This is a genomic window from Sphingomonas sp. ABOLE (genome assembly GCF_003950455.1).
Lineage (GTDB): Bacteria > Pseudomonadota > Alphaproteobacteria > Sphingomonadales > Sphingomonadaceae > Sphingomonas > Sphingomonas trueperi.
Window position 1 is genome coordinate 102237 of sequence record NZ_QQWY01000005.1, and the last position, 18757, is coordinate 120993.

The following is an 18757-nucleotide window of genomic DNA, read 5'->3' on the forward strand; positions in this document are numbered from 1 at the left end:
TTCCGGTAGCAGCCCATGCCTCCCGCCGTCCTGAAATTCCTCGACCGCATCGGCGCCAACCGCGACATGGCGCTGGCGGGCGGCGTGATCGCGATCATCGCGATGCTGATCCTGCCGATGCCGGGCTGGATGCTCGACATGGGGCTTGCCCTGTCGATCACCGTCTCGGTGATGATCCTGATGACGGCGCTGTTCATCGAGAAGCCGCTGGAGCTCAGTGCCTTCCCGACGATCCTGCTGATAGCGACGATGCTGCGGCTGGGCCTCAATCTTGCCTCCACCCGCCTGATCCTCGGCCACGGCCACGAAGGGCCCGATGCCGCCGGCGGCGTGATCGGCGCCTTTGGCGAGTTCCTGATGGGCGGCGAGACCATCATCGGTCTCACCATCTTCATGATCCTGGTGGTGATCAACTTCGTCGTCATCACCAAGGGCGCCGGCCGTATCGCCGAAGTCGCTGCGCGCTTCAGCCTCGACTCGATGCCTGGCAAGCAGATGGCGATCGACGCCGACCTCTCCGCCGGCATGATCAACGAGGAGCAGGCCAAGGCCCGCCGCGCCGAAGTGGAGGCCGAAAGCGGCTTCTACGGCGCGATGGACGGCGCCTCCAAGTTTGTGAAGGGCGATGCCGTCGCCGGCCTGCTGATCACCGCGATCAACATCGTCGTGGGCCTCGGCATCGGCGTGATCGAGCACGGCGTGCCGATCGGCGAGGCGTTCCGCACCTATACCGTGCTCACCGCCGGCGACGGCCTGGTCAGCCAGATCCCGGCACTGATCGTGTCGACCGCGGCGGGCCTGCTCGTCTCCAAGGGCGGCGTCGCCGGCAAGACCGGCGCGGCGCTGGGCGACCAGCTCGGCCGGTACCCCAAGGCGTTCGGCATGGTGGCGTTCCTGATGGGTGCGCTGGCGCTGATGCCCGGCCTGCCCTTCATCCCCTTCGCCGCCTTCTCGGCGCTGTCGGGCTGGGTCGCCTGGGAGATGTCGCGCCGCTCCACCGCCAAGGCCGCCCGCGAGCGCATCCAGGCGGCGCAGGAAGTCGCGCAGTCGCAGGCGGTCGAGCAGCCGATCTCCGAGACGCTGGCGATCGACGCCGTCCGCATCGAGATCGGCTATGCGCTGCTGCCGATGATCAACGACGATACCCGCGAGCCGCGGCTCGACGACCAGGTCCGCGCGCTGCGCCGCCAGATGGCGACCGAATACGGCTTCGTGCTGCCGTCGGTACGGATCATCGACAATATGGGCCTCAAGCCCAACGAATATGTCATCTCGATCAAGGAGACCGAGGCGGCCCGCGGCGACATCCGGCTGGAGAAGCTGCTGCTGATCAATCCGGGCGGCGGCTCGGTCGGGCTGCCGGGCGAAGTCACCAAGGAACCGGTGTTCGGCCTGCCCGCCCTCTGGATCGATCGCGAGCTGCGCGACGAAGCCGGCTTCCGTGGCCTCACCGTAGTCGATTGCGGCACGATCATCGCCACGCACCTGACCGAGCTGGTGAAGGAAAACATCGCCGATCTGCTGTCCTATACCGAGACGCAGAAGCTGCTGACCGAAGTCCACAAGGAATCGGAAAAGCTGGTGGCGGACATCATCCCGTCGAAGGTCTCGGTGTCGAGCGTCCAGCGCATCCTGCAGAACCTGCTCGCCGAGCAGATCTCAATCCGCGACATCCCGACGATCCTGGAGGGCATTGCGGAGTCCGCGCCGCTGACCAGCAATCTGACCACGATCACCGAGCATGTCCGCAGCCGCCTCGCCCGCCAGATCAGCGCTTCGCAGGCGCGCGGCGACGCGATCCCGGTGGTGACGCTCTCGGCCGACTGGGACCAGGCCTTCGCCGACAGCATCCTCGGCGCCGGCGACGACCGCCAGCTGGCGATGGCCCCTTCCGCGCTCCAGCAGTTCATCGGCGCGGTGCGCGAGACCTATGACCGGCTGGCGCAGGACGGCGAGATTCCCTGCCTGCTGACCAGCCCGTCGATCCGGCCGTTCGTCCGCTCGATCATCGAGCGCGTCCGCCCGGCGACGGTGGTGCTATCGCAGAACGAGATTCATGCCCGCGCGCGCATCCGTGCGCTCGGCGTAATTGGCTGACCCGCAACGATCGTTCCGACGATCGTCCTATAATGGTTTGGAACGGCCTCTTGTCGGCCGTGCAAGAGGCGACTGCATGAACGTCACGAACATCGGCTCCCCCTTCGCCGCCCTCGTTCCCCAGGAGGGCGCTGCGAATGCGGCCGCCGGCATCGGCTTTGCCGGATTGCTGGGCGGTCTAGGCGGGCCGACCGGGTGGGGTGCGCAGGGGCTCGTCTTCGCCGGCGGCGGCGCGACCGGACTGCTCGGCGCGCAGACCGGCGCACCACTGCTGCCGGCGACCCCCGATGCGAACGCGCTGCCGGGCGACAAGCCGCAGGTGGGCATGACCCAGCTGCTCGCCACCGCCGCGCCGGGCACCGTCACCCCGCCGGTGGCAACCGGCGGCAACCCGCTCGCCGATGCCATCGCCAAGGCGCTCGCGGATGCGCGCGGCAAGACCGATGATGCTTCCGCGGAACCGGCAACGCCGGTGGCTGCCAAGCCGACCGCTGGCGAGGCACAGCCCGAGACCACCGACCCGCTCGCCGCACTGCTCGAAGCCGCCGCACCCAAGCCGACCGAGTACGCCGAGCCCGCACGTCCGGCGGTGGCGGAGAAGGTCGCCAAGCCCGGACGCGGTGTCGGCGGCGACAAGAACGGCCTCGATCCCGCCAGCGCCCCGCTGCCCGCGCCGGAAGCGGCCACGCCGGTGGTCGTCCAGCCGATCGCCGTGCCCGTCGCCCAGCAGCAACAGCCGACCGCCCAGCCCGCCGCCGCGCAGCAACCCGCCGCCCAGAGCAAGACCGGCGCCGTCACCGGCCCGCGCTATGCCAAGGCGGACGCCATCACCGGCAACGATGCCGCGCCCGCGCAGACCACCAACGACAAGCTCGCCGACGCGGTAGCGGCCCGCCCCCATGGCGGCGGCGGTACCGATGGCAGCAGCGCCGGCGACCATGGCCAGCAGAATTTCGGCCAGCAGCTTGCCGCCGCCGATACGCGCCATGGCGGCACCAGCGCCGTGCCCTTCCCCACCACCTCGGGGCATGTCGCCCCGGCAGCGAACGCAGCGCCCGCCACCCCGGCGACCGAGCCCGTGCTCAACGCGCGCGCCGGCGAACTGGGCCGCAGCCTCGGCGTCGAGATTGCCCGCAAGGTCGATGCCGGCGAGGACATGCTGCGCGTTCGCATGAATCCGGCCGAGCTCGGCCGAGTCGAAGTCACCCTCGCGTTCGACGACAAGGGCCGCGTCCAGGCGACGATGCGCGCCGAGAGCCCGCACACGCTCGAGCTGCTCCGCCAGGAAGCCCCCGATCTCGGCCGTGCGCTCGATCAGGCCGGCATCCGCAGCGACGCCAGCAGCTTCCGCTTCGAAAGCCGTGACGGCGGCGCGGGCAACAGCGGCGGCAACGGCCAGCAGGCCTCGCAGCAGCAGTCGCGCGGCGGCAACCAGCAGTTCCACGACGAACCCGACGCCCAGACCGCGGCCTATCGCCCGATCCGCGGCGACGGCCAGGTCGACCTCATCGCCTAACGCTCAGGAGTAGCGCCATGACTCTCGTCTCTTCGGCCACCGCGGGTACGGGGCAATCCGCCACGACCGAATCGTCCACCAAGCTGACGGCGGACTACAACCTGTTCCTCAAGCTGCTGACCACGCAGCTGCAGAACCAGGACCCGACCAATCCGATGGACAGCTCGCAATACACGCAACAGCTGGTCCAATATTCGCAGGTCGAGCAGTCGATCACCCAGAACAAGACGCTGAATACCATCCTGTCCAGCCTCAACATGACGTCGCTGACGACGAGTTCGTCGATGATCGGCCAACCGGTGCAGCTGAACTCGGACAAGGCCGGCCTCAGCACCACCGCCCCGGCGCAGTGGCAGTGGGATTCGACCAACGCGATCGACAAGCTCAAGGCAACGATCACCGATGCCAAGGGCAAGACGATCGAAACCTTCGATCTCGACGTAAAAGGCACCTCTGGCCAGTTCAGCTGGGACGGCAGCACCAAGAGCGGCACCAAATATACCGACGGACTGTATCAGCTGACGCTTTCGGGCACGACCGCTGCCGGCGCCAAGATCAGCACCACCGCCACGGCCATGGGCAAGGTGGACGACGTCCAGATGCTCAATGGATCGCCGGTAGTATCCATAAATGGCGCCCAATACCCCACCAACATGATCTTGAAGATTGCAAAGTAACTTCCACTCTCCGTAGCATCACCTAAGGAGAGAGGCTTAAGTACAAATCCTGTAGCTGATTAGTGCCGGATTCGTTTCTCTCCCAACCGATTCTGCGATATAACGAAATCAGAAGCAGCGAGGACGTTCCGATCCCCTCACGATCCTCGCGCTTCCATATTTGCCGAGCCCCCCCGCTCGGCATAGCGGCAGGCCAGTTCCCCCCAACTGGCCTGCCGCTCGCATTTTGAGGGACCGCGTCCCGGCCCCGCCGCATCCGCGTCCGCCATTGCCGGCACGACCGACGGCAGGGTCCCGGCGCTGCCACGCTCTCGAACCGCGCGCTCTTGCCCTAACCCCATCGCACGATCCTTCCGCCGCTGCGCTGCGGACCTCCAGGCTCCGGCAGGCGCACGCAGCGCCCTGCTCGTGCCGTGACGCTCCTGGATCCTGCTCGCGGCGCTCCTTGCGCGGAGCAATGGCGGGCGCACCCCCACGCAGCCGGGGGCAAGCGCCTAGACGGTGGAAGGTCGGCAGCGCGGCAAAAAACCATCGTCCTTCCCGCCAGGAAGGGAATCCACTCGCCTGCACGCCCGGGGCAAGAACCAAGAAGCAAGATTTCAGCGCCACTGCCCCCGCCGTCGCGGAGAGGACGAGGTCCGGTGGACATGCGGAATCATCCCGCCGCAGCGGGCCCATGACCGGCGTTGCTCAGTGGATGCGGGCCTCGGCGCGGCGGGTCAGCTCGCGCGCATGGGCGGCGACGATGCAGAGTTCGGCATAGAGCCGGTCCCAGAAGGGTGCGGCGATCTCGAGGCCGGCGGCGCCCTCCTGGCTCAGCACCAGCGCGGCGGTGGGGTCAAGCTCGAGCCGGAAGCGCGTCGCGAACGTGCCGTCGACATGCTCGTCGGGCAGCCCCTGCGGCACCGAGAGCCGCGCCGACATGATATAGCCGGCGAGTACGTCGACGCCGTAGCCATCGAGCAGGATCCGCGGCCGTCCGCCCAGATCGGGCCGTTCGACGACGATCAGCGCGCCCGAGGGATGCTCTTCGACGCTGACGCGCAGGCGTCCGCCAAAGGCATCGGTGATTTCGCGAATCCTCGGAAACAACGCCGATCTCCCAGTTTCCCATCATTATAGAAGCGGAAACCATATTACCCGCGATGAACGCGGGCAAAAAAAGAGGGCCGGGATGGCGTACCATCCCGGCCCCCGCAAGCCTTCGGCCCCCCAGGGTTGGGGCCTAGGGCTATTAGCGGAACAGCGAAGTGATCGTCTGCGGCGCCTGGTTGGCGATCGACAGAGCCTGAACACCGAGCTGCTGCTTGACCTGCAGAGCCTGCAGTCGAGCCGATTCCTTCGCCAGATCGGCGTCGACGAGGTTGCCGATGCCGCCGTCGATCACGTCCGACAGCTTGCTGGTGAAGGTCTGCTGAGCATCGATCTTGCGCGAAGCGGCGCCGAGCGTGCTGAGCGTGGTCTTCAGGTTGCTCTTCGTGGTTTCCAGCGTGTCCACCATCGTCTGCGCAGCAGCCTGGGTGTTGATCTGGCCGGTCGAAGCGACGGTGACCGTCGAGCCGCCGAGGTCGAGACCCTGGTTCGCCACGCTGAGCGAGTCCGGGTTCCAAGCCGTGGTGCTCGTGTTCGAGTCCTGCAGCGACTGCAGTGCGGTCACGGTGCCGCCCGAAGCCTTCAGGAGGTTCGTGCCGTTGAAGTCCGACGCGTTGACGATGGTGGTGATCTGGTCACGAAGCGCGGTGAAGTCCTTGTTCAGGGCGTCGCGAGTCGAGGTGTCGATACCACTGTCGGCAGCCTGGCGGGCCTTCGCCTGCATCTGGTTGACGATGTCGGAGATCTGCTCGGCGCCGGCAACGGCGACGTCCGTCACGCTCTTGGCGCGGCTGAGCGACGAAGAAACCGCCTTCAGGCCGCCCAGGTCGCCACGGAGGCCCTGCGCGATGGTGTACGAAGCCGAGTCGTCCTTGGTCGAGGACACCGACAGGCCGGTGTTGATGCGGCTCTGCGTGGTGGCCAGGTCCTTGTTGGTCGCGTTCAGGCTCTGGAGAGCCGCCATCGCGCCGACGTTGGTGTTAACCGAAAAAGCCATGATGATTTCCTTCTTGGAAGTAGAGCCGCTTCTGCGACCCGGGTCGGAACCGCCGACCCGCGACCGGGCGTGAATGCCCTGCACGTCCATTGTGGGAAGAAAATCGAACTGACCAAAATTCTCGTGAAAATTTTGATGGTTACCGGATGATTAAGCTAAACATCCGGTAAATGCGAAAAGGGCCCGCCGGGTTTTCCGGCGGGCCCTTTCTTGTACCTTGGCCTGGTTCTAGGCGTCAGAACGGGAACAGCGCGTCGTAGATCTGCTGGCCCCAGCGCGCCTGCTGCGCGTCGGTCAGCTGGCCCTTGCCGCCATAGATGACGCGCGCTTCGGCGATCTGGCTATGCTGGATCGAGTTGTCGCGGGCGATGTCCTCGGGCCGGATGATGCCGGTGACGATGAGCTCGCGCATCTCGAAGTTCACCCGCACCTCCTGGCGGCCGCGGATCATGAGATTGCCGTTGGGCAGCACCTGGGTGACGATCGCGGCCATCGTCATGTTGATCGTCTCCGATCGCACCGTGGTGCCGCCACCCGAATATTTGGAACCCGAATTGGTATCGACCAGCTTGGACGGATCGGTGCCGGTCAGCTTCTTGATCGGCGTCTGCAGGCCCAGCAGGCTGGAAATGCCGCTGGTCTCGGTGCCGCCGCGGGTCCGCGAGGTATTATTGCCGATATCGGCCTTGTCGGCGATGGCGATCTTGATCGTCAGGATGTCGCCCACCCGCCCCGCGCGCTGGTCGCGGAAGAAGGCGCCGGCGCCGGTGCGGAACAGCGAAGCGGTCGGCGCATTGGCCGGCTGCTCGGGACGCACGCGGTTGGAACGATCGAGCGGCGACGCGAGCGACGGCTCGACGTCCGGCGCGTCGACCGGATCCATCGTCGTCAGCTTGGGCGCCTTGCCCACGGATTTGAGTCGACCGACTGCACCGCAGCCCGAGAGCGTGGCGGTGAGCGCCAGCGCGAGAATGACCTTACGCATGTACCTATCCCTCAGGGAGTGGAGATCCGCACCGTTCCCGATCCGTCGACAAATCCGTCGAGGGTGCGGTTGGTGGCAGTGACGACGATCCGCACCGGATCGCCCTGGGCGCCGCTGCCGAGCGCGCGGCCGGCGGCGGTGATGACCATACCGCCGGAGACGATCCTGGCCGTCACCGGCTCGCCGCGCTTGACCAGCTGCGGCTTCATCACGTCGCCGCGGCGGAGCAGGGTGCCGGGTGTCAGGGCGCGCGACGCGTCCATGCCCACGGCGTCTTCCGGGCGCAGCGCGCCCCGCGCGCTCGCCTCGGGGCGGGTTTCGATCGAGAGGTCGCCCATCTCGATCCGTTCGCCGCGCGCGACCGGCTGCTGGACCACCGCCACCGGCACGTCCTCGGCAGGCACCACCACGCGCAGCAACAGGCCCAGCAGCGCGGACATCAGCGCAGCTGGCTGGTCGTCGCCAGCATTTCGTCCGCTGTCTTGAGCACGCGACTGTTCATTTCATAGGCGCGCTGCGCGGTGATCAGCGAAGTGATTTCGGACACGGGATTAACGTTCGAGCCTTCGATGAAGCCCTGGGTCAGCGTGCCGATCCCCGTATCGCCCGGCGAGCCGACGGTCGGCTGGCCCGAGGCGGCGGTTTCGAGGAAGAGGTTGCCGCCCTTCGCTTCCAGGCCACTCTCGTTCATGAAGGTGGCGAGCTGGAGCTGGCCGAGCTGCTGCGGCTGGGTGTTGCCGGCGACGGTCACTTCTACCAGGCCGGTCTTCGAGATGCTGACGTCCAGCGCACCCTGCGGGATGGTGACGCCGGGCTGCACCGGATAGCCGTCCTGCGTCACCAGTTCGCCCTGGTCGGAGATCTGGAACGAGCCGTCCCGGGTATAGGCGGTGGTGCCGTCGGGCATCGTCACCTGGAAATAGCCCTTGCCCGTCACCGCCATGTCATAGGGGTTGTCGGTCTGCTGCAGCGAGCCCTGCTGGTTGATGCGGTAGACGCCGCCGGTCTTCACGCCCGAGCCGATCTGGATGCCGGCCGGCACCTTGGTGTCGCCGCCGGTCGACGAGCCGGGGCGCGAGACCTGCTGGTAGAGCAGGTCCTGGAACTCGGCGCGCTGCTTCTTGAACGCGGTGGTGTTCATGTTGGCGATGTTGTTCGAGATCACGTCGACATTGGTCTGCTGGGCCAGCATGCCGGTCGCGGCGATGGAAAGCGTACGCATGGAGTTTATCCCTTCGTGAAAGTCAGCTGACGCGGCCGAGCTTGTCGATCGCGCTCTTGCGCAGGTCCGACATCGAGTTGGAGAGGCTCTGGCTGGTCTGATAGGCGCGCAGGATCTGCATCATGTCGGTCGTCTCGACGATCGCGTTGACGTTCGATCCCTCGACGCCGCCGCTCACCAGCTTGGTCTGCGCCGCCGGCAGCTCGCGTCCGCCCGTGCCCGTGAACATGTCGTTGCCGCGCGGATCGACGACCGCCTCGTTGTCGAACACGGTCACCGCGATGCGGCCGAGCGGGCCGTTCTCGCCCATCACCGTGCCATCGGCATGAACGTTGACCTTGCCGGCTTCCTCGGGCGGGATCTTGATCGGCTTGCCACCCTCGCCCAGGATCACCTGGCCGCCGGAGGTGGCGAGCTCGCCACTCTCGAGCACCTTCACATAGCCCGCGCGCGTATAGGCGGTGGTGCCGTCACCGGCCTGCACCGCCAGATAGCCCGGCCCGTCGATCATCACGTCGAGCGGATTGCCGGTCGGCTGGAACGCGCCGTTCGAGGCATCGTGGACCGCGCCGTAATCGAGCACGAACGAGGTCTTCTCGGCGGCCTTCACCGCGCCGTCGGTCTGTTCCACATATTCGCGGAACACCGGCTGCTCGCGCTTGAACCCCACCGTATTCATGTTGGCGATGTTGTTCGCCACCACGTCCATCCGGCGCCGCAGCGCCTGCTCCTGGCTGAGGAGCACGTAAGAGGAGATGTCCACCGGACCGTCCTTCGAAAAATGGTCACTAGGCAGAAATTGCCGGGTGACGGTTCTATAATAGAGGGAAATCGGACGTGCGGACGCCGCGGCCGATAAATCGGAAGGTCCAGGGTTATTATGTCGGCCGAGATCGTCGAGGATAAGAGCGCGCAGGAGACCCCGGCGCCCAACAAGAAGAAGAAGCTGATCATCATCGGCGCCGCCACCGTGGCCGCGCTCACGCTGGGTGGCGGCGGTGCCGCCTTCTTCATGGGCGGCAAGAGCGCGACCAAGACCGAGGCGCATGGCGAGGAAACCGCCGCTGCGGACGAAGGGCATGGCGAAGGCGATGCCAAGGAAGGCGAAGGCGGCCACGGCGAAGGGGAAGGCAAGGGCAAGTTCGTCGACGTGCCCACCGTCTCCGTGAATCTGCGCTCACCCGACGGCGCGCCGCGCTTCCTCAAGCTGCACCTGATGCTCGTACCCGGCCCCAAGACGACCGACGCGGCGCTCAAGGACAAGCTGCCGGTGGTACTCGACGCCTACCAGCCCTTCCTGCGCGAGCTGCGTCCCGAGGATCTGGGCGGTTCGGCGGCCGTGTACCGTCTGAAGGAGGAGCTGATGGTGCGCGCCACCCGCGTCCTCGGCCCCGGCATGGTCAAGGAAGTTCTCATTCAGGACCTGATCCAGCAATGATCGACCTAGACGATTTTGATCTGCCCGATCCGCCCGCGGCTCCGTTCGGCGACGATATCGGCAATTTCGGCCAAGCGGACATCGACGCGCTGTTCGGCGGCAGCGAACCGGTTCTAAAGAAGAAGGGCCTGCGCGCCGTTCTGGAATCGAAGGTCATCAGCCACGAACGGCTGCCGATGCTGGAAGTCGTCTGCGACCGCGTGGTCCGCAGCTTCGCCAGCTCGATGCGCAACATGACCTCGGACGCGATCGACGTGAGCCTGGAGGAAGTGACCTCGGCGCGCTTCGGCGAGTTCATGAACCGCGTGCTGCTGCCGGCGATGGTCGGCGTGTTCAAGATCGCGGAATGGGAAAGCTATGGCTTGATCACGGTGGAATCAGGCCTGATCTACTCGGTGGTGGACGCACTGCTCGGCGGCCGCGGCAGCAACACCCCGACGGTGATCGACGGCCGCGGCTTCACCCCGATCGAGACCTCGCTGGTCTCGCGCGTGCTGGAGACGGCGCTGCGCGACTTTGCCGATGCCTTCGCCCCGATCGAGCCGGTGAACATGAAGCTCGAGCGCATCGAGACCAACCCGCGCTTTGCCGCGATCGCCGCCACCTCCAATATCTGCGCCATCGCAACCTTCCGCGTGGACATGGACGGCCGCGGCGGTTGCATCACCATGGTGTTTCCCTACGCCACGCTGGAGCCGGTGCGCCACAAGTTGCTCCAGCGCTTCATGGGCGAGAAGAGCGGCCGCGACAGCATCTGGGAGGCGCATATGGCCTCCGAGATCCGCAAGACCAACGTGACGGTCAACGTGCTGCTCGGCGAAAAGGCGCTGCCGCTCTCCGACCTGGAGGAGCTGCAGGTCGGCCAGACCATCGCCTTCGACAAGAGCCCCGACGACGCGCTCGACATGGCGTGCGGCGACATCAAGCTCGCCCAGGCCCAGATCGGCCAGCGCAGCGGCCGCGTCGCCGTGCGCCTGGTCAACGACGTTTCCCGCACGAGGAAGAAGTAACATGAGTATCGCGCTTTTCGCCAATGTGCTGACGATCATCCTGTGCGTGGCCGTGCTCGTGCAGAGCATGCGCATGATGCGCAGCCTGCGCGCCGTGAAGGACGGCGCCCTCACCGACGTGGTGAAGGCGCTGGACCATGCGACCGTGCAGGCCCGATCGGTGCTTTCCGACATGAAGCAGACGCTGGGCACCGATTGCGCGCGCCATGCGCGGCTGGTGGAGCAGGCCCGGGATCTGCGCGACGAACTTTCGGACATGATCGGCATCGCCGACAGCGCCTGCGAGCGCATCGTCTCGGCGGTGAGCCTGGCCAACGCGCTACGCGTCGCCGGCGAGGAAGCCGCCGCCCAGGGAGCCGAAGCCGAAGCATCGGCCGACGAGACGCCTGCCACGCGTGAGGCCGCATGATGGCGCGCCCCTCCCTGCTGCTGCTGATGGCGGCGGCTTCCGCGATCGCCGCGGTGGCCAATGCCGCCAGCATCGCCACCGGCGATCAGGACGGCACCGCCAAGACCCGGCTCGGCAATTCGATCGAGCGCGACCTGAGCGCGCGCGACCAGGATGCCGCCAAGCGCCAGCGCGCACTCGACCTGCGCGAGCAGGCGGCCAAGGCCGCCGAGCAGCGGCTGGCAGCGAGCGTCGAGGCGCAGCAAAAGGATGCCGCCGGTGCGCCGGGGACGCCCGGAGCCCCCGCCGCCGCCGAAATCCAGTTCGACGAACTCGCCCGCATCTACCAGGCGATGAAGCCGGCCAAGGCCGCGGCGGTGTTCGAGCAGCTCGACATGGAAGTGCAGATGAAGGTGGCGCAGCGCATGCGCCCTGCCTCCACTGCGGCGATCCTGGCGGCGATGTCGCCCAAGGGCGCGGCGTCGCTCAGCATGGCACTAGCACGCAAGAGCGCCACCAAGCCGGTGGCGGCGCCGGTCGCGGCACAGGCAGGTCCGGCGGTTGCCGGCCCCGCCGGCCCGGCCCGCAAGCCGGGCTGAAACGCCCTTCTTCGAACGCAAAAACGCCGTCGTCCCGGGCCGATCCGGAACGACGGCGTTTTTGTGCACGCAGTAGACGACAGGAAGCGTCCGCCGCGGACGATCAGTTCTGCGAGGCGCCCACTTCGACGATCAGCACGCGGCCCAGGTCCGGCGCGACGGTCTTGAGCGCACCGGTCAACGTCTTGTCGAGATCGGCGACGTTCACCGCGCGCAGCGCCGAGGCGTCCAGTCGTGCGAACTCCACGCCGCCGGCGATCGCCGCCATCCGCAGGTTCGGCATCGCTGCGGTGAGCCTTTCGGCGCTCGCGGAATCGTGCGCCTCGATGACCAGCTGAAAATTGAGCGTGCCGGCGACTCGGTCCGAATCGACGATCGGCACCGCGATGGGCTCCATCTTCACCAGATGCAGACCCTCGCCTTCGCCACCGCCGCCGGAGGCCAGCGCACGCTCCGCAGGCAGCGGCGAAACCGCAATTGCCACCAGTCCGAGCATCGCCAGCGTCTGCTTGCCGAGCACCAAATTTCTCCTGCTAATCATATGGGTGCGGCGGCCGCTGCGGCCGCGCACGTCCTATAAATAAGGGACAAGCACTTAACGGATTACAAATGAGCCACGATCAACGCCCCGCCCGGATGCGCGTCGTCGCCGATGCGGGCGCCCGCGGCAATGCCGTCGACACCAGCGAGACGCAGAACGGCCAGGCCGGGCGGGCGGAAGCCGCCGCCGCGGGCGGACTGCCGATCGTGCCTGCCATGATCTTCATCATCGCCTGCATTATCGGCGGCGCGGTCGTCACCTATCTCATGGCCGGAGCCCATTGATGCGCCGTTTGCTGATCGTCGCACTGCTCGCCAGCACCGCCGCCGCGCCGCCCAGCGATCCCGCGCACGCGCCCGCCGACCATGGCGCCGCCCCCGCGGCACCTGCCGCCGATGCCGCGACCCCGGCGGCGGCCCCCGCCGGCCGCCCGGTGCTGCCGCCCTTCGCCGCCACCCTCGCGCAGATGCCGATCGTCACTGACAGCCGCGACTGGCCCGAGCTGAGCGAGGAAGCGGCGTGGGACGAGATCATCCACGCCAAGCCCGAAACCCGCCAGCTCGCGCGCTGGCACTATGTCGGCTCGCTGATCCGCCGCGGCATGGGCGCCGAGGCGCTGGGCGTGCTGGAGACGATGGAGTCCGACGACGAGGATTTGGCCCTCGTCGCGCCGTTCCAGCTCGCCACCGGCGCCGCGCTGGTGATGATCGGCCATAATCGCGACGCGGTCGAAGCACTGTCGTTGCCCGAGCTCGAAGGCAATGCCGAAGCCTGTGCCTGGCGGGTGCGGGCGCTGGCCGGCACCGGCGACGCCAAGGCGGCCGCCCGCCAGATCAATTGCGCCGTCCCCGCGATCAACGGCCGCACGCCGCAGGAGCGCAAGCCCTTCACCCTCGCCGCCGCGCGCGGTGCGATCGCGATCGGCCAGGGCCAGCCCGCGATCGCCTGGCTCAAGCTGTTCGGCGAACAGGACCCACAGGCAAATCTGCTGCGCGGCAAGGCGCTGCTCGCCTCGGGCGATCCCGCCGAGGGGCTGTTCCGCCTGTCGCGCGCCGAGCTGAGCGGTTCGCCCGAAATCCAGGCCGAAGCCAAGCTCGCGCATATCGAAGGCGACCTCAAGCTCCACCGCATCGATCCCTCAGAAGGCGTCAAGCGGCTCGAGGCGCTGCGCTATGGCTGGCGCGGCGACGAGATCGAGGCGAGCGCGCTCCGCCTCGAATATCAGCTGGCGCTGGAGACCAACAACCGCCGCGCGGCACTGCGCAGCGCCGCCACGCTGTTCCGCTTCTATCGTCCGGACGGCGATTCCGGCCCGATGCTCAAGCAGATCCAGACCTGGCTGGCCGAGATGCTCGCGCCCGACAGTGGCACCCCGCTGCCGGAGGCCGCAGGCCTTTACTGGGATTACAAGGAACTGGGGCCCGCCGGTGCCGAAGGCGACGCGCTCGCGCTGCGCCTGGCCGAGCGGCTGCAGAACGCCGGCCTCTATCCGCGCGCGGCCGAGCTGCTCCAGTACCAGCTGATGCAGCGCCGGCAGGACGTGGCGCAGGGCCCGCTCTCGGTGAAGGTGGCCTCGCTGTTCATCCTCTCTGGCGATCCGGTGAAGGCGCTAGACACGCTCCACGCCACCGAGCAGGCGAGCTATTCGGACGCGATGCGCTTCGATCGCAAGCGGATCGAAGCGGTGGCGCTGTACAAGCTGGGTCGCGAGGATGCGGCGATGGCCGCGCTCGACGGCGTGCCCGGCGGCAGCGGCGTCCGCAGCGAGATCCACTGGCGCACGCGCAACTGGGGCTCGTTCATCACCGAGAACGAAGCCACCCTGCCCGCCCCCGGCGCGATGACGCCGCCCGCCCAGGCGATCGTGCTCCGCCAGGCGGTGGCGCTGGCGATGCTCAACCAGGAAGCCAAGCTGCAGGCGCTGCGCGCCCGCTATGGCGCGGCGTTCAAGGCGCTGCCCAGCGCCCAGGCGTTCGACCTCCTGACCCAGCCGTCGCCGACGGTTGACCCGGCGCGGATCAGTGCGGCGATGGCCGCGATCCCCGAAGCGAGCCCGACGGGCGCGATCGGGGACCTGATGGACGCGACGAGCTCGACTACAGGCTGAAGCGCAGCGTCGCGCGCAGGTCGCGGCCTGCGAGCGGCGCATAGTCCTTCAGATAGCTGCTCGCGCGCCGCGCCTCGACGTCGAACAGGTTGTTGGCGGACAGCGTCAGCGTCGTCCCCGGCATCGTCGGGAACGGCTTCAGGCTGAGCGTGGCGTTGACCATGGTGTAGGGTGCGGTGCGCGTCTCGAACGCGGCGATGCGGTTCTGCACGAAGACATGCTCGGCCTCCAGACGGCCGGTGATCCGGTCCGACTGCGCCTCGATGCCGCCCAGCACGCGCGGTGCCGGGATGCGCGGTGCGGGCCCCTCGTCGACGATGTTGGCGTGGACATAGTCCCCCAGCGCATCGAGGTTGATGGCGTAGCCGCCGAGCTGGGCCAGCCGCACCGACCCTTCCGCCTCGAAGCCATAGTAACGCGCGTCGCGCTGGGTGAACCGGTAGCAGGGCAGATCGACGGTGCGCCCGCTGGGGGCCGCTGCCGCCTCGCAGACCGCCTGCGGCGCCTGGTTGTCGCTGATATAGTTGGAGAACCAGTTGTAATAGGCCGAGGCATCGAAGCTGTAGCCGTCGCCATGCGCGTGCACGGTGGCTTCCAAGCCCCAGCTCTTCTCGAGCCGGAAATCGGGGCTGCCCAGCTCATAGGCTTCGGTGCCGGCATGCGCGCCGTTGGCGAACAGCTCCTCGGCCGAGGGCGCGCGCTCGGTGTGCGACAGATTCAGGCCGATCCGCACGTCGCGGGCAACGCCGTAGGAGGCGCCGACCGAGCCGGACAGGGCCTGGAAGCTGCGCTTGCCGTTGAAGAAGCGCGTATCCTCCAGCACGGGATTGGCCGAGAGATCGGTGAATTCGTAGCGCAGCCCCGCCTCGGCCTTGAGCGCGCCCATGTCGAGCTGCTGGAGCGTGAACAGGCCGGTCTGCTGGGTCTTGTTCTTGGGCAGGAAGGCCTCGTCGCCCTGCACGTCAAAGTCGCGCGCGAAATACTGCACGCCGCTCGCACCCCGCCACGCGCCGCGATCGGCCTGGATCAGTTCGAGCCGGCCTTCCAGCCCCTTGTTGTAGAAGGCGGTGCCAACCGCGCCGTCTTCCTCCAGCTCGAAATGGCGATAGGCGGCATAGCCGGCGCGGAGCCGTACCTTCTGGAGGAAGCCACCGCCGGTATCGGCCTCGGCGCGCAGATCGAGCCGATTCTGGACGACGCTCAGTCGCGGCCCTTCCTGCTCCTGACCCGGCTCGGTCGCGAAGCGGATCGGCACGCCGTACAGGCTGTCATAATGGCTGTAGGCGATACCCAGCGTGCCGGTGTCGGTGATGATCGATGCGCCTGCGCCGGCCGTCCAGGTCTTGGCGGCGCTGTTCGGCAGCCGGTTCCGCACGGCCGCATTGGCGGCGAAGTCAATCGGCTCTTCCGCATCGGGGTCGACAGGGAGCGCGGCGCTCGCCAGCGCCTGGCGACGCTTGTCGGCGGTGAGCGCATAGCCGCCGATCTTGAGGTCGCTGGTCTTGGTATAGGAACCGTCGGCGTGCAGCACGAGATGGCTACCCACCGCGACGTCCCCCGCCCCGCCGACCGAGCGCTCCTCCGCGGCCGAGCCATAGGTGCCGATGCCGCTCAGCCGATAGCCCTTCTCCGGCACACTGCGCGGAATGCGGCTGTCGATCACGTTAACCACGCCGCCCATCGCCGACGAGCCGAACAGCAGCGCCGAGGGACCGCGCAGCACCTCGATGCGCTCGGCGAGCAGCGGATCGATGATCACCGCGTGATCGGCCGAGGTGTTCGACACGTCGATCGAGCCGATCCCGTCGGTCAGCACGCGGACGCGCTCGCCCTGGAAGCCGCGCAGGATCGGCCGCGAGGCGCTCGGGCCGAACGAGCTGGCCGACACGCCCGGCTGGCGCGCCAGCGTCTCGCCGATCGTCGGCCGCAGGTTGCGGGTGAGTTCCTCGCCGGTGACCACCGAGGTGCCGGACAGCACGTCGGTCTCGCTCAGCCGATAGGGCGCGGTGACGATGATCGCCGGCGGCTGCTGCGCGGGCGCATCCTTCGCCTGCCCGGATTCGGCGGGCGCAGGCGTTGCGCGGTCGGGATCCGCGAACGCCGAGACCGGCAGCAGCACGAGCGAGGAGGAGAGGAGAAGGACGCGACGCATCGAGATTCCACTTTCTGAAGGGAGCGTGACGCGGGGATGTATCGGGTATGATATATGGTATCAAGACAAATATGGTGCACTGCGAGGAAGAAGTCGCAGCGCTTCGAGCGCCCCCTGCCGACCGATTGACATGCGAAACGAAATCGTCGCACCGTTTCGCCCTTAACAGGGGGAAAGTACCATCAATGCTATTGCCATATCTCGCCACCGCCCTGCTCTCCGCACTCGGTCAGGACGCCGCGCCGGCGGTACAGGAGCGTGGGACCATCATCCTCTACCGGCCCGAAAGCATCATGGGTGCGGCGGTCGCCTGCCCCATTCGTTACAAGGGCGACGTCCTCGTCGAGTTGGGGCGCGGCAAGTACGCAGAATGGTCCGTGCCAAAAGGCAAATACACGCTGGAGAACAAGGTCAGCAGTGTCGACGTCACTGTCGAAGCGGGCGAAAAGCGCTATGTGCGGTGCTCGATCAAGATGGGCTTCATGGCCGGACGCGCCTCGCTACAACTGGTCGACCAGGCGGACTTCGATAAGCATGGCAAGGATTTCGAGAAGAAGGACGTGGCGGCGATCGACCCCGCCCCCTGATCGGTGCGTCACCGGGCTCGCCCGAGCGAGGCCGGCATGCGCTGCCGAGAACCCCTCTCCGGCTGATAGAAGTTCCGCAGATTTTCGCTATCCAAGGAACGTTCGCAATTGGCAGAGGCCAGATGATCACGCCCAAAGCTGGCTTGCCTGTATATAGAGGGATGCGTTAGGCTGCGTTGACAAAGTGGATTCCCAAGCGACCTGATCTTTGATTGAAGGCTGCTCTTTGCGGGGAGCAGCAATGTCGCGTGGCGATCTGACGGACGAGGAATGGGGCGGTCCTTGAAGGGCTGCTGCCGCCCGAGCGCGGCCGAAAGGCCCGCCCTGCCCATGACAATCGGCGATTTCTGAACGGCATGCTGCATGTCTTGCGGGTCGGTTGCCCCTGGCGCGACATGCACGAGCGTTACGGCAAGTGGACTCGGTTTATGTGCGGTTCCGGCGCTGGGCAGAACAAGGCGTCTGGGATGTGATGCTGGCCACGCTGGTCGAGTTTGGGTTGACCGACGACTGGCAGCACATGATCGACAGCACCACGGTTCGCGGCCATGTTTCGGCAGCGGGCGCTAAAGGGGGACTCATAAGGAGGCTTTTGGTCGATCACGCGGCGGCTTTACGTGCAAAGTCCACGCCCGCTGTGACAGTCAAGGACGCCCTCTCGGCTTCCTCCTGACCGGCGGCGAAGCGTCGGATTACGACGCTGTCGAGGGCCTCATGGCGCTACCGGTCAACAAGATCCAGGCTTCTCGGGTACGATAACGCTCGGCCGAACGAACGGGGCGACTCAGGAACTTGAAACCTATGCCATCACGCGACGGCGAGAACGGGGCAATGCCTGTCCGACGACTCGATGATCACGAAGCCCGCACGGCAGCGAAAAGGACCAGGAGCGCGCCCTTTCGTTCTCGCTCCGCACCTGGGCTGGCCCTTGGCATCCTGCCGACCACATCCAAATCGCCGCACTGCAGCAAATTTATGCCGAAGCGATGCCTCCGCCACCTTGACGGCGCGAAAGCCTTACCGTTAACAAACGGTTAAATTCGCTGTGGGCGCTTCGACTTTTGCACCAGGCAGCAAGTTCAGCCGAGGAATATCGCTTTGCAAGACATTTACGACAAGCTGACCGAAATCTTACAAGACGTGTTCGACGATGACGAAATTGTTGCGTCGCCCGAGCTCGCCGCCGCCGACGTGGACGGGTGGGACAGCTTGGCGCACGTCCGCTTCATCCTCGCCATCGAGCGCGGTTTCGGCGTGAAATTCTCCGCCGCGGAGGCCAGCGCCTTCGCCAATGTCGGCGAACTTGCCAACGGAATCGCTGCGAAGCGTAGCGCTTAACGTCGCCTCGC

Annotated in this window: 21 protein-coding genes; 13 read left to right on the forward strand and 8 right to left on the reverse strand. The window is 66.9% G+C overall.

Annotated elements, in window-relative coordinates:
• The first annotated feature begins 15 nt into the window (after positions 1–15).
• From flhA to CA234_RS04900, 3 genes are all read left to right on the forward strand, one after another.
• On the forward strand, positions 16–2097 hold the full coding sequence (gene flhA, locus CA234_RS04890) for a flagellar biosynthesis protein FlhA (RefSeq protein ID WP_125971874.1): 2082 nt from the start codon (positions 16–18) through the stop codon (positions 2095–2097).
• 76 nt (positions 2098–2173) lie between these two features.
• Positions 2174–3613 (forward strand): flagellar hook-length control protein FliK, encoded by a 1440-nt coding sequence (locus tag CA234_RS04895; RefSeq protein ID WP_125971872.1) that lies wholly within the window; start codon positions 2174–2176, stop codon positions 3611–3613.
• 17 nt (positions 3614–3630) lie between these two features.
• Positions 3631–4290, forward strand: a complete 660-nt coding sequence (locus CA234_RS04900) for a flagellar hook capping FlgD N-terminal domain-containing protein (protein ID WP_126001040.1) — start codon at positions 3631–3633, stop codon at positions 4288–4290.
• Between the two features lie 690 nt (positions 4291–4980).
• Here the strand turns inward: CA234_RS04900 and CA234_RS04905 are convergent.
• The 6 genes from CA234_RS04905 to CA234_RS04930 form a co-directional block, all read right to left on the reverse strand.
• Complete coding sequence (locus tag CA234_RS04905; protein WP_125971867.1) at positions 4981–5382, reverse strand: hypothetical protein; 402 nt, start codon at positions 5380–5382, stop codon at positions 4981–4983.
• A gap of 142 nt (positions 5383–5524) precedes the next feature.
• Complete coding sequence (locus tag CA234_RS04910; RefSeq protein WP_125971865.1) at positions 5525–6379, reverse strand: flagellin; 855 nt, start codon at positions 6377–6379, stop codon at positions 5525–5527.
• A gap of 235 nt (positions 6380–6614) precedes the next feature.
• Positions 6615–7364 (reverse strand): flagellar basal body L-ring protein FlgH, encoded by a 750-nt coding sequence (flgH, locus tag CA234_RS04915; RefSeq protein WP_125971863.1) that lies wholly within the window; start codon positions 7362–7364, stop codon positions 6615–6617.
• A gap of 11 nt (positions 7365–7375) precedes the next feature.
• Positions 7376–7804 (reverse strand): flagellar basal body P-ring formation chaperone FlgA, encoded by a 429-nt coding sequence (gene flgA, locus CA234_RS04920; protein ID WP_125971861.1) that lies wholly within the window; start codon positions 7802–7804, stop codon positions 7376–7378.
• A complete protein-coding gene (gene flgG / locus CA234_RS04925; RefSeq protein WP_125971859.1) occupies positions 7804–8586 on the reverse strand; it encodes a flagellar basal-body rod protein FlgG in 783 nt (260 codons plus the stop codon). The genes flgA and flgG overlap by 1 nt, the downstream gene beginning before the upstream one ends.
• A gap of 22 nt (positions 8587–8608) precedes the next feature.
• Positions 8609–9349, reverse strand: a complete 741-nt coding sequence (locus tag CA234_RS04930; RefSeq protein ID WP_125971857.1) for a flagellar hook-basal body complex protein — start codon at positions 9347–9349, stop codon at positions 8609–8611.
• A gap of 117 nt (positions 9350–9466) precedes the next feature.
• On the opposite strand from CA234_RS04930, the gene CA234_RS04935 reads away from it, so the two are divergent.
• From CA234_RS04935 to CA234_RS04950, 4 genes are read left to right on the forward strand one after another with little or no spacing between them, the layout of a single operon-like run.
• The gene (locus CA234_RS04935; protein WP_125971855.1) at positions 9467–10024 is read left to right on the forward strand and encodes a flagellar basal body-associated FliL family protein; all 558 of its coding nucleotides are present in this window, start codon (positions 9467–9469) and stop codon (positions 10022–10024) included.
• Positions 10021–11034, forward strand: coding sequence for a flagellar motor switch protein FliM (gene fliM / locus CA234_RS04940; RefSeq protein ID WP_125971853.1), 1014 nt, complete (start codon positions 10021–10023; stop codon positions 11032–11034). Before CA234_RS04935 ends, fliM begins: the two co-directional genes overlap by 4 nt.
• A 1-nt stretch (position 11035) precedes the next feature.
• Positions 11036–11443, forward strand: coding sequence for a DUF6468 domain-containing protein (locus tag CA234_RS04945; RefSeq protein ID WP_125971851.1), 408 nt, complete (start codon positions 11036–11038; stop codon positions 11441–11443).
• Complete coding sequence (locus tag CA234_RS04950; protein ID WP_164521708.1) at positions 11440–12021, forward strand: hypothetical protein; 582 nt, start codon at positions 11440–11442, stop codon at positions 12019–12021. Before CA234_RS04945 ends, CA234_RS04950 begins: the two co-directional genes overlap by 4 nt.
• 103 nt (positions 12022–12124) lie before the next feature.
• On the opposite strand, the gene CA234_RS04955 is transcribed toward CA234_RS04950, so the two are convergent.
• Entirely contained in the window at positions 12125–12541 is a 417-nt protein-coding gene (locus CA234_RS04955) for a hypothetical protein (protein ID WP_126001042.1), read from the reverse strand.
• 89 nt (positions 12542–12630) lie between these two features.
• On the opposite strand from CA234_RS04955, the gene CA234_RS04960 reads away from it, so the two are divergent.
• On the forward strand, positions 12631–12846 hold the full coding sequence (locus CA234_RS04960; RefSeq protein WP_241213245.1) for a hypothetical protein: 216 nt from the start codon (positions 12631–12633) through the stop codon (positions 12844–12846).
• Positions 12846–14669 (forward strand): hypothetical protein, encoded by a 1824-nt coding sequence (locus tag CA234_RS04965; RefSeq protein ID WP_126001043.1) that lies wholly within the window; start codon positions 12846–12848, stop codon positions 14667–14669. The genes CA234_RS04960 and CA234_RS04965 overlap by 1 nt, the downstream gene beginning before the upstream one ends.
• On the opposite strand, the gene CA234_RS04970 is transcribed toward CA234_RS04965, so the two are convergent.
• Positions 14659–16821 carry a TonB-dependent receptor gene (locus tag CA234_RS04970; protein WP_125971843.1) on the reverse strand — a complete coding sequence of 721 codons (2163 nt, stop codon included), beginning with the start codon at positions 16819–16821 and terminating at the stop codon, positions 14659–14661. The two genes, CA234_RS04965 and CA234_RS04970, sit on opposite strands and share 11 nt — an antisense overlap.
• A gap of 185 nt (positions 16822–17006) precedes the next feature.
• Here CA234_RS04970 and CA234_RS04975 point away from each other — a divergent pair, with 185 nt between their 5' ends.
• The 4 genes from CA234_RS04975 to CA234_RS04985 all read left to right on the forward strand — a co-directional run bounded on the left by CA234_RS04975 (position 17007) and on the right by CA234_RS04985 (position 18746).
• Positions 17007–17408 (forward strand): DUF2846 domain-containing protein, encoded by a 402-nt coding sequence (locus CA234_RS04975; RefSeq protein WP_206431086.1) that lies wholly within the window; start codon positions 17007–17009, stop codon positions 17406–17408.
• A 293-nt stretch (positions 17409–17701) separates the two neighbouring features.
• On the forward strand, positions 17702–17881 hold the full coding sequence (locus CA234_RS24735) for a transposase (RefSeq protein WP_241213250.1): 180 nt from the start codon (positions 17702–17704) through the stop codon (positions 17879–17881).
• Positions 17824–18081, forward strand: coding sequence for a hypothetical protein (locus tag CA234_RS24740; protein ID WP_241213246.1), 258 nt, complete (start codon positions 17824–17826; stop codon positions 18079–18081). Before CA234_RS24735 ends, CA234_RS24740 begins: the two co-directional genes overlap by 58 nt.
• Before the next feature lie 425 nt (positions 18082–18506).
• On the forward strand, positions 18507–18746 hold the full coding sequence (locus CA234_RS04985; protein ID WP_206431087.1) for an acyl carrier protein: 240 nt from the start codon (positions 18507–18509) through the stop codon (positions 18744–18746).
• The last annotated feature ends 11 nt before the right edge of the window (positions 18747–18757 follow it).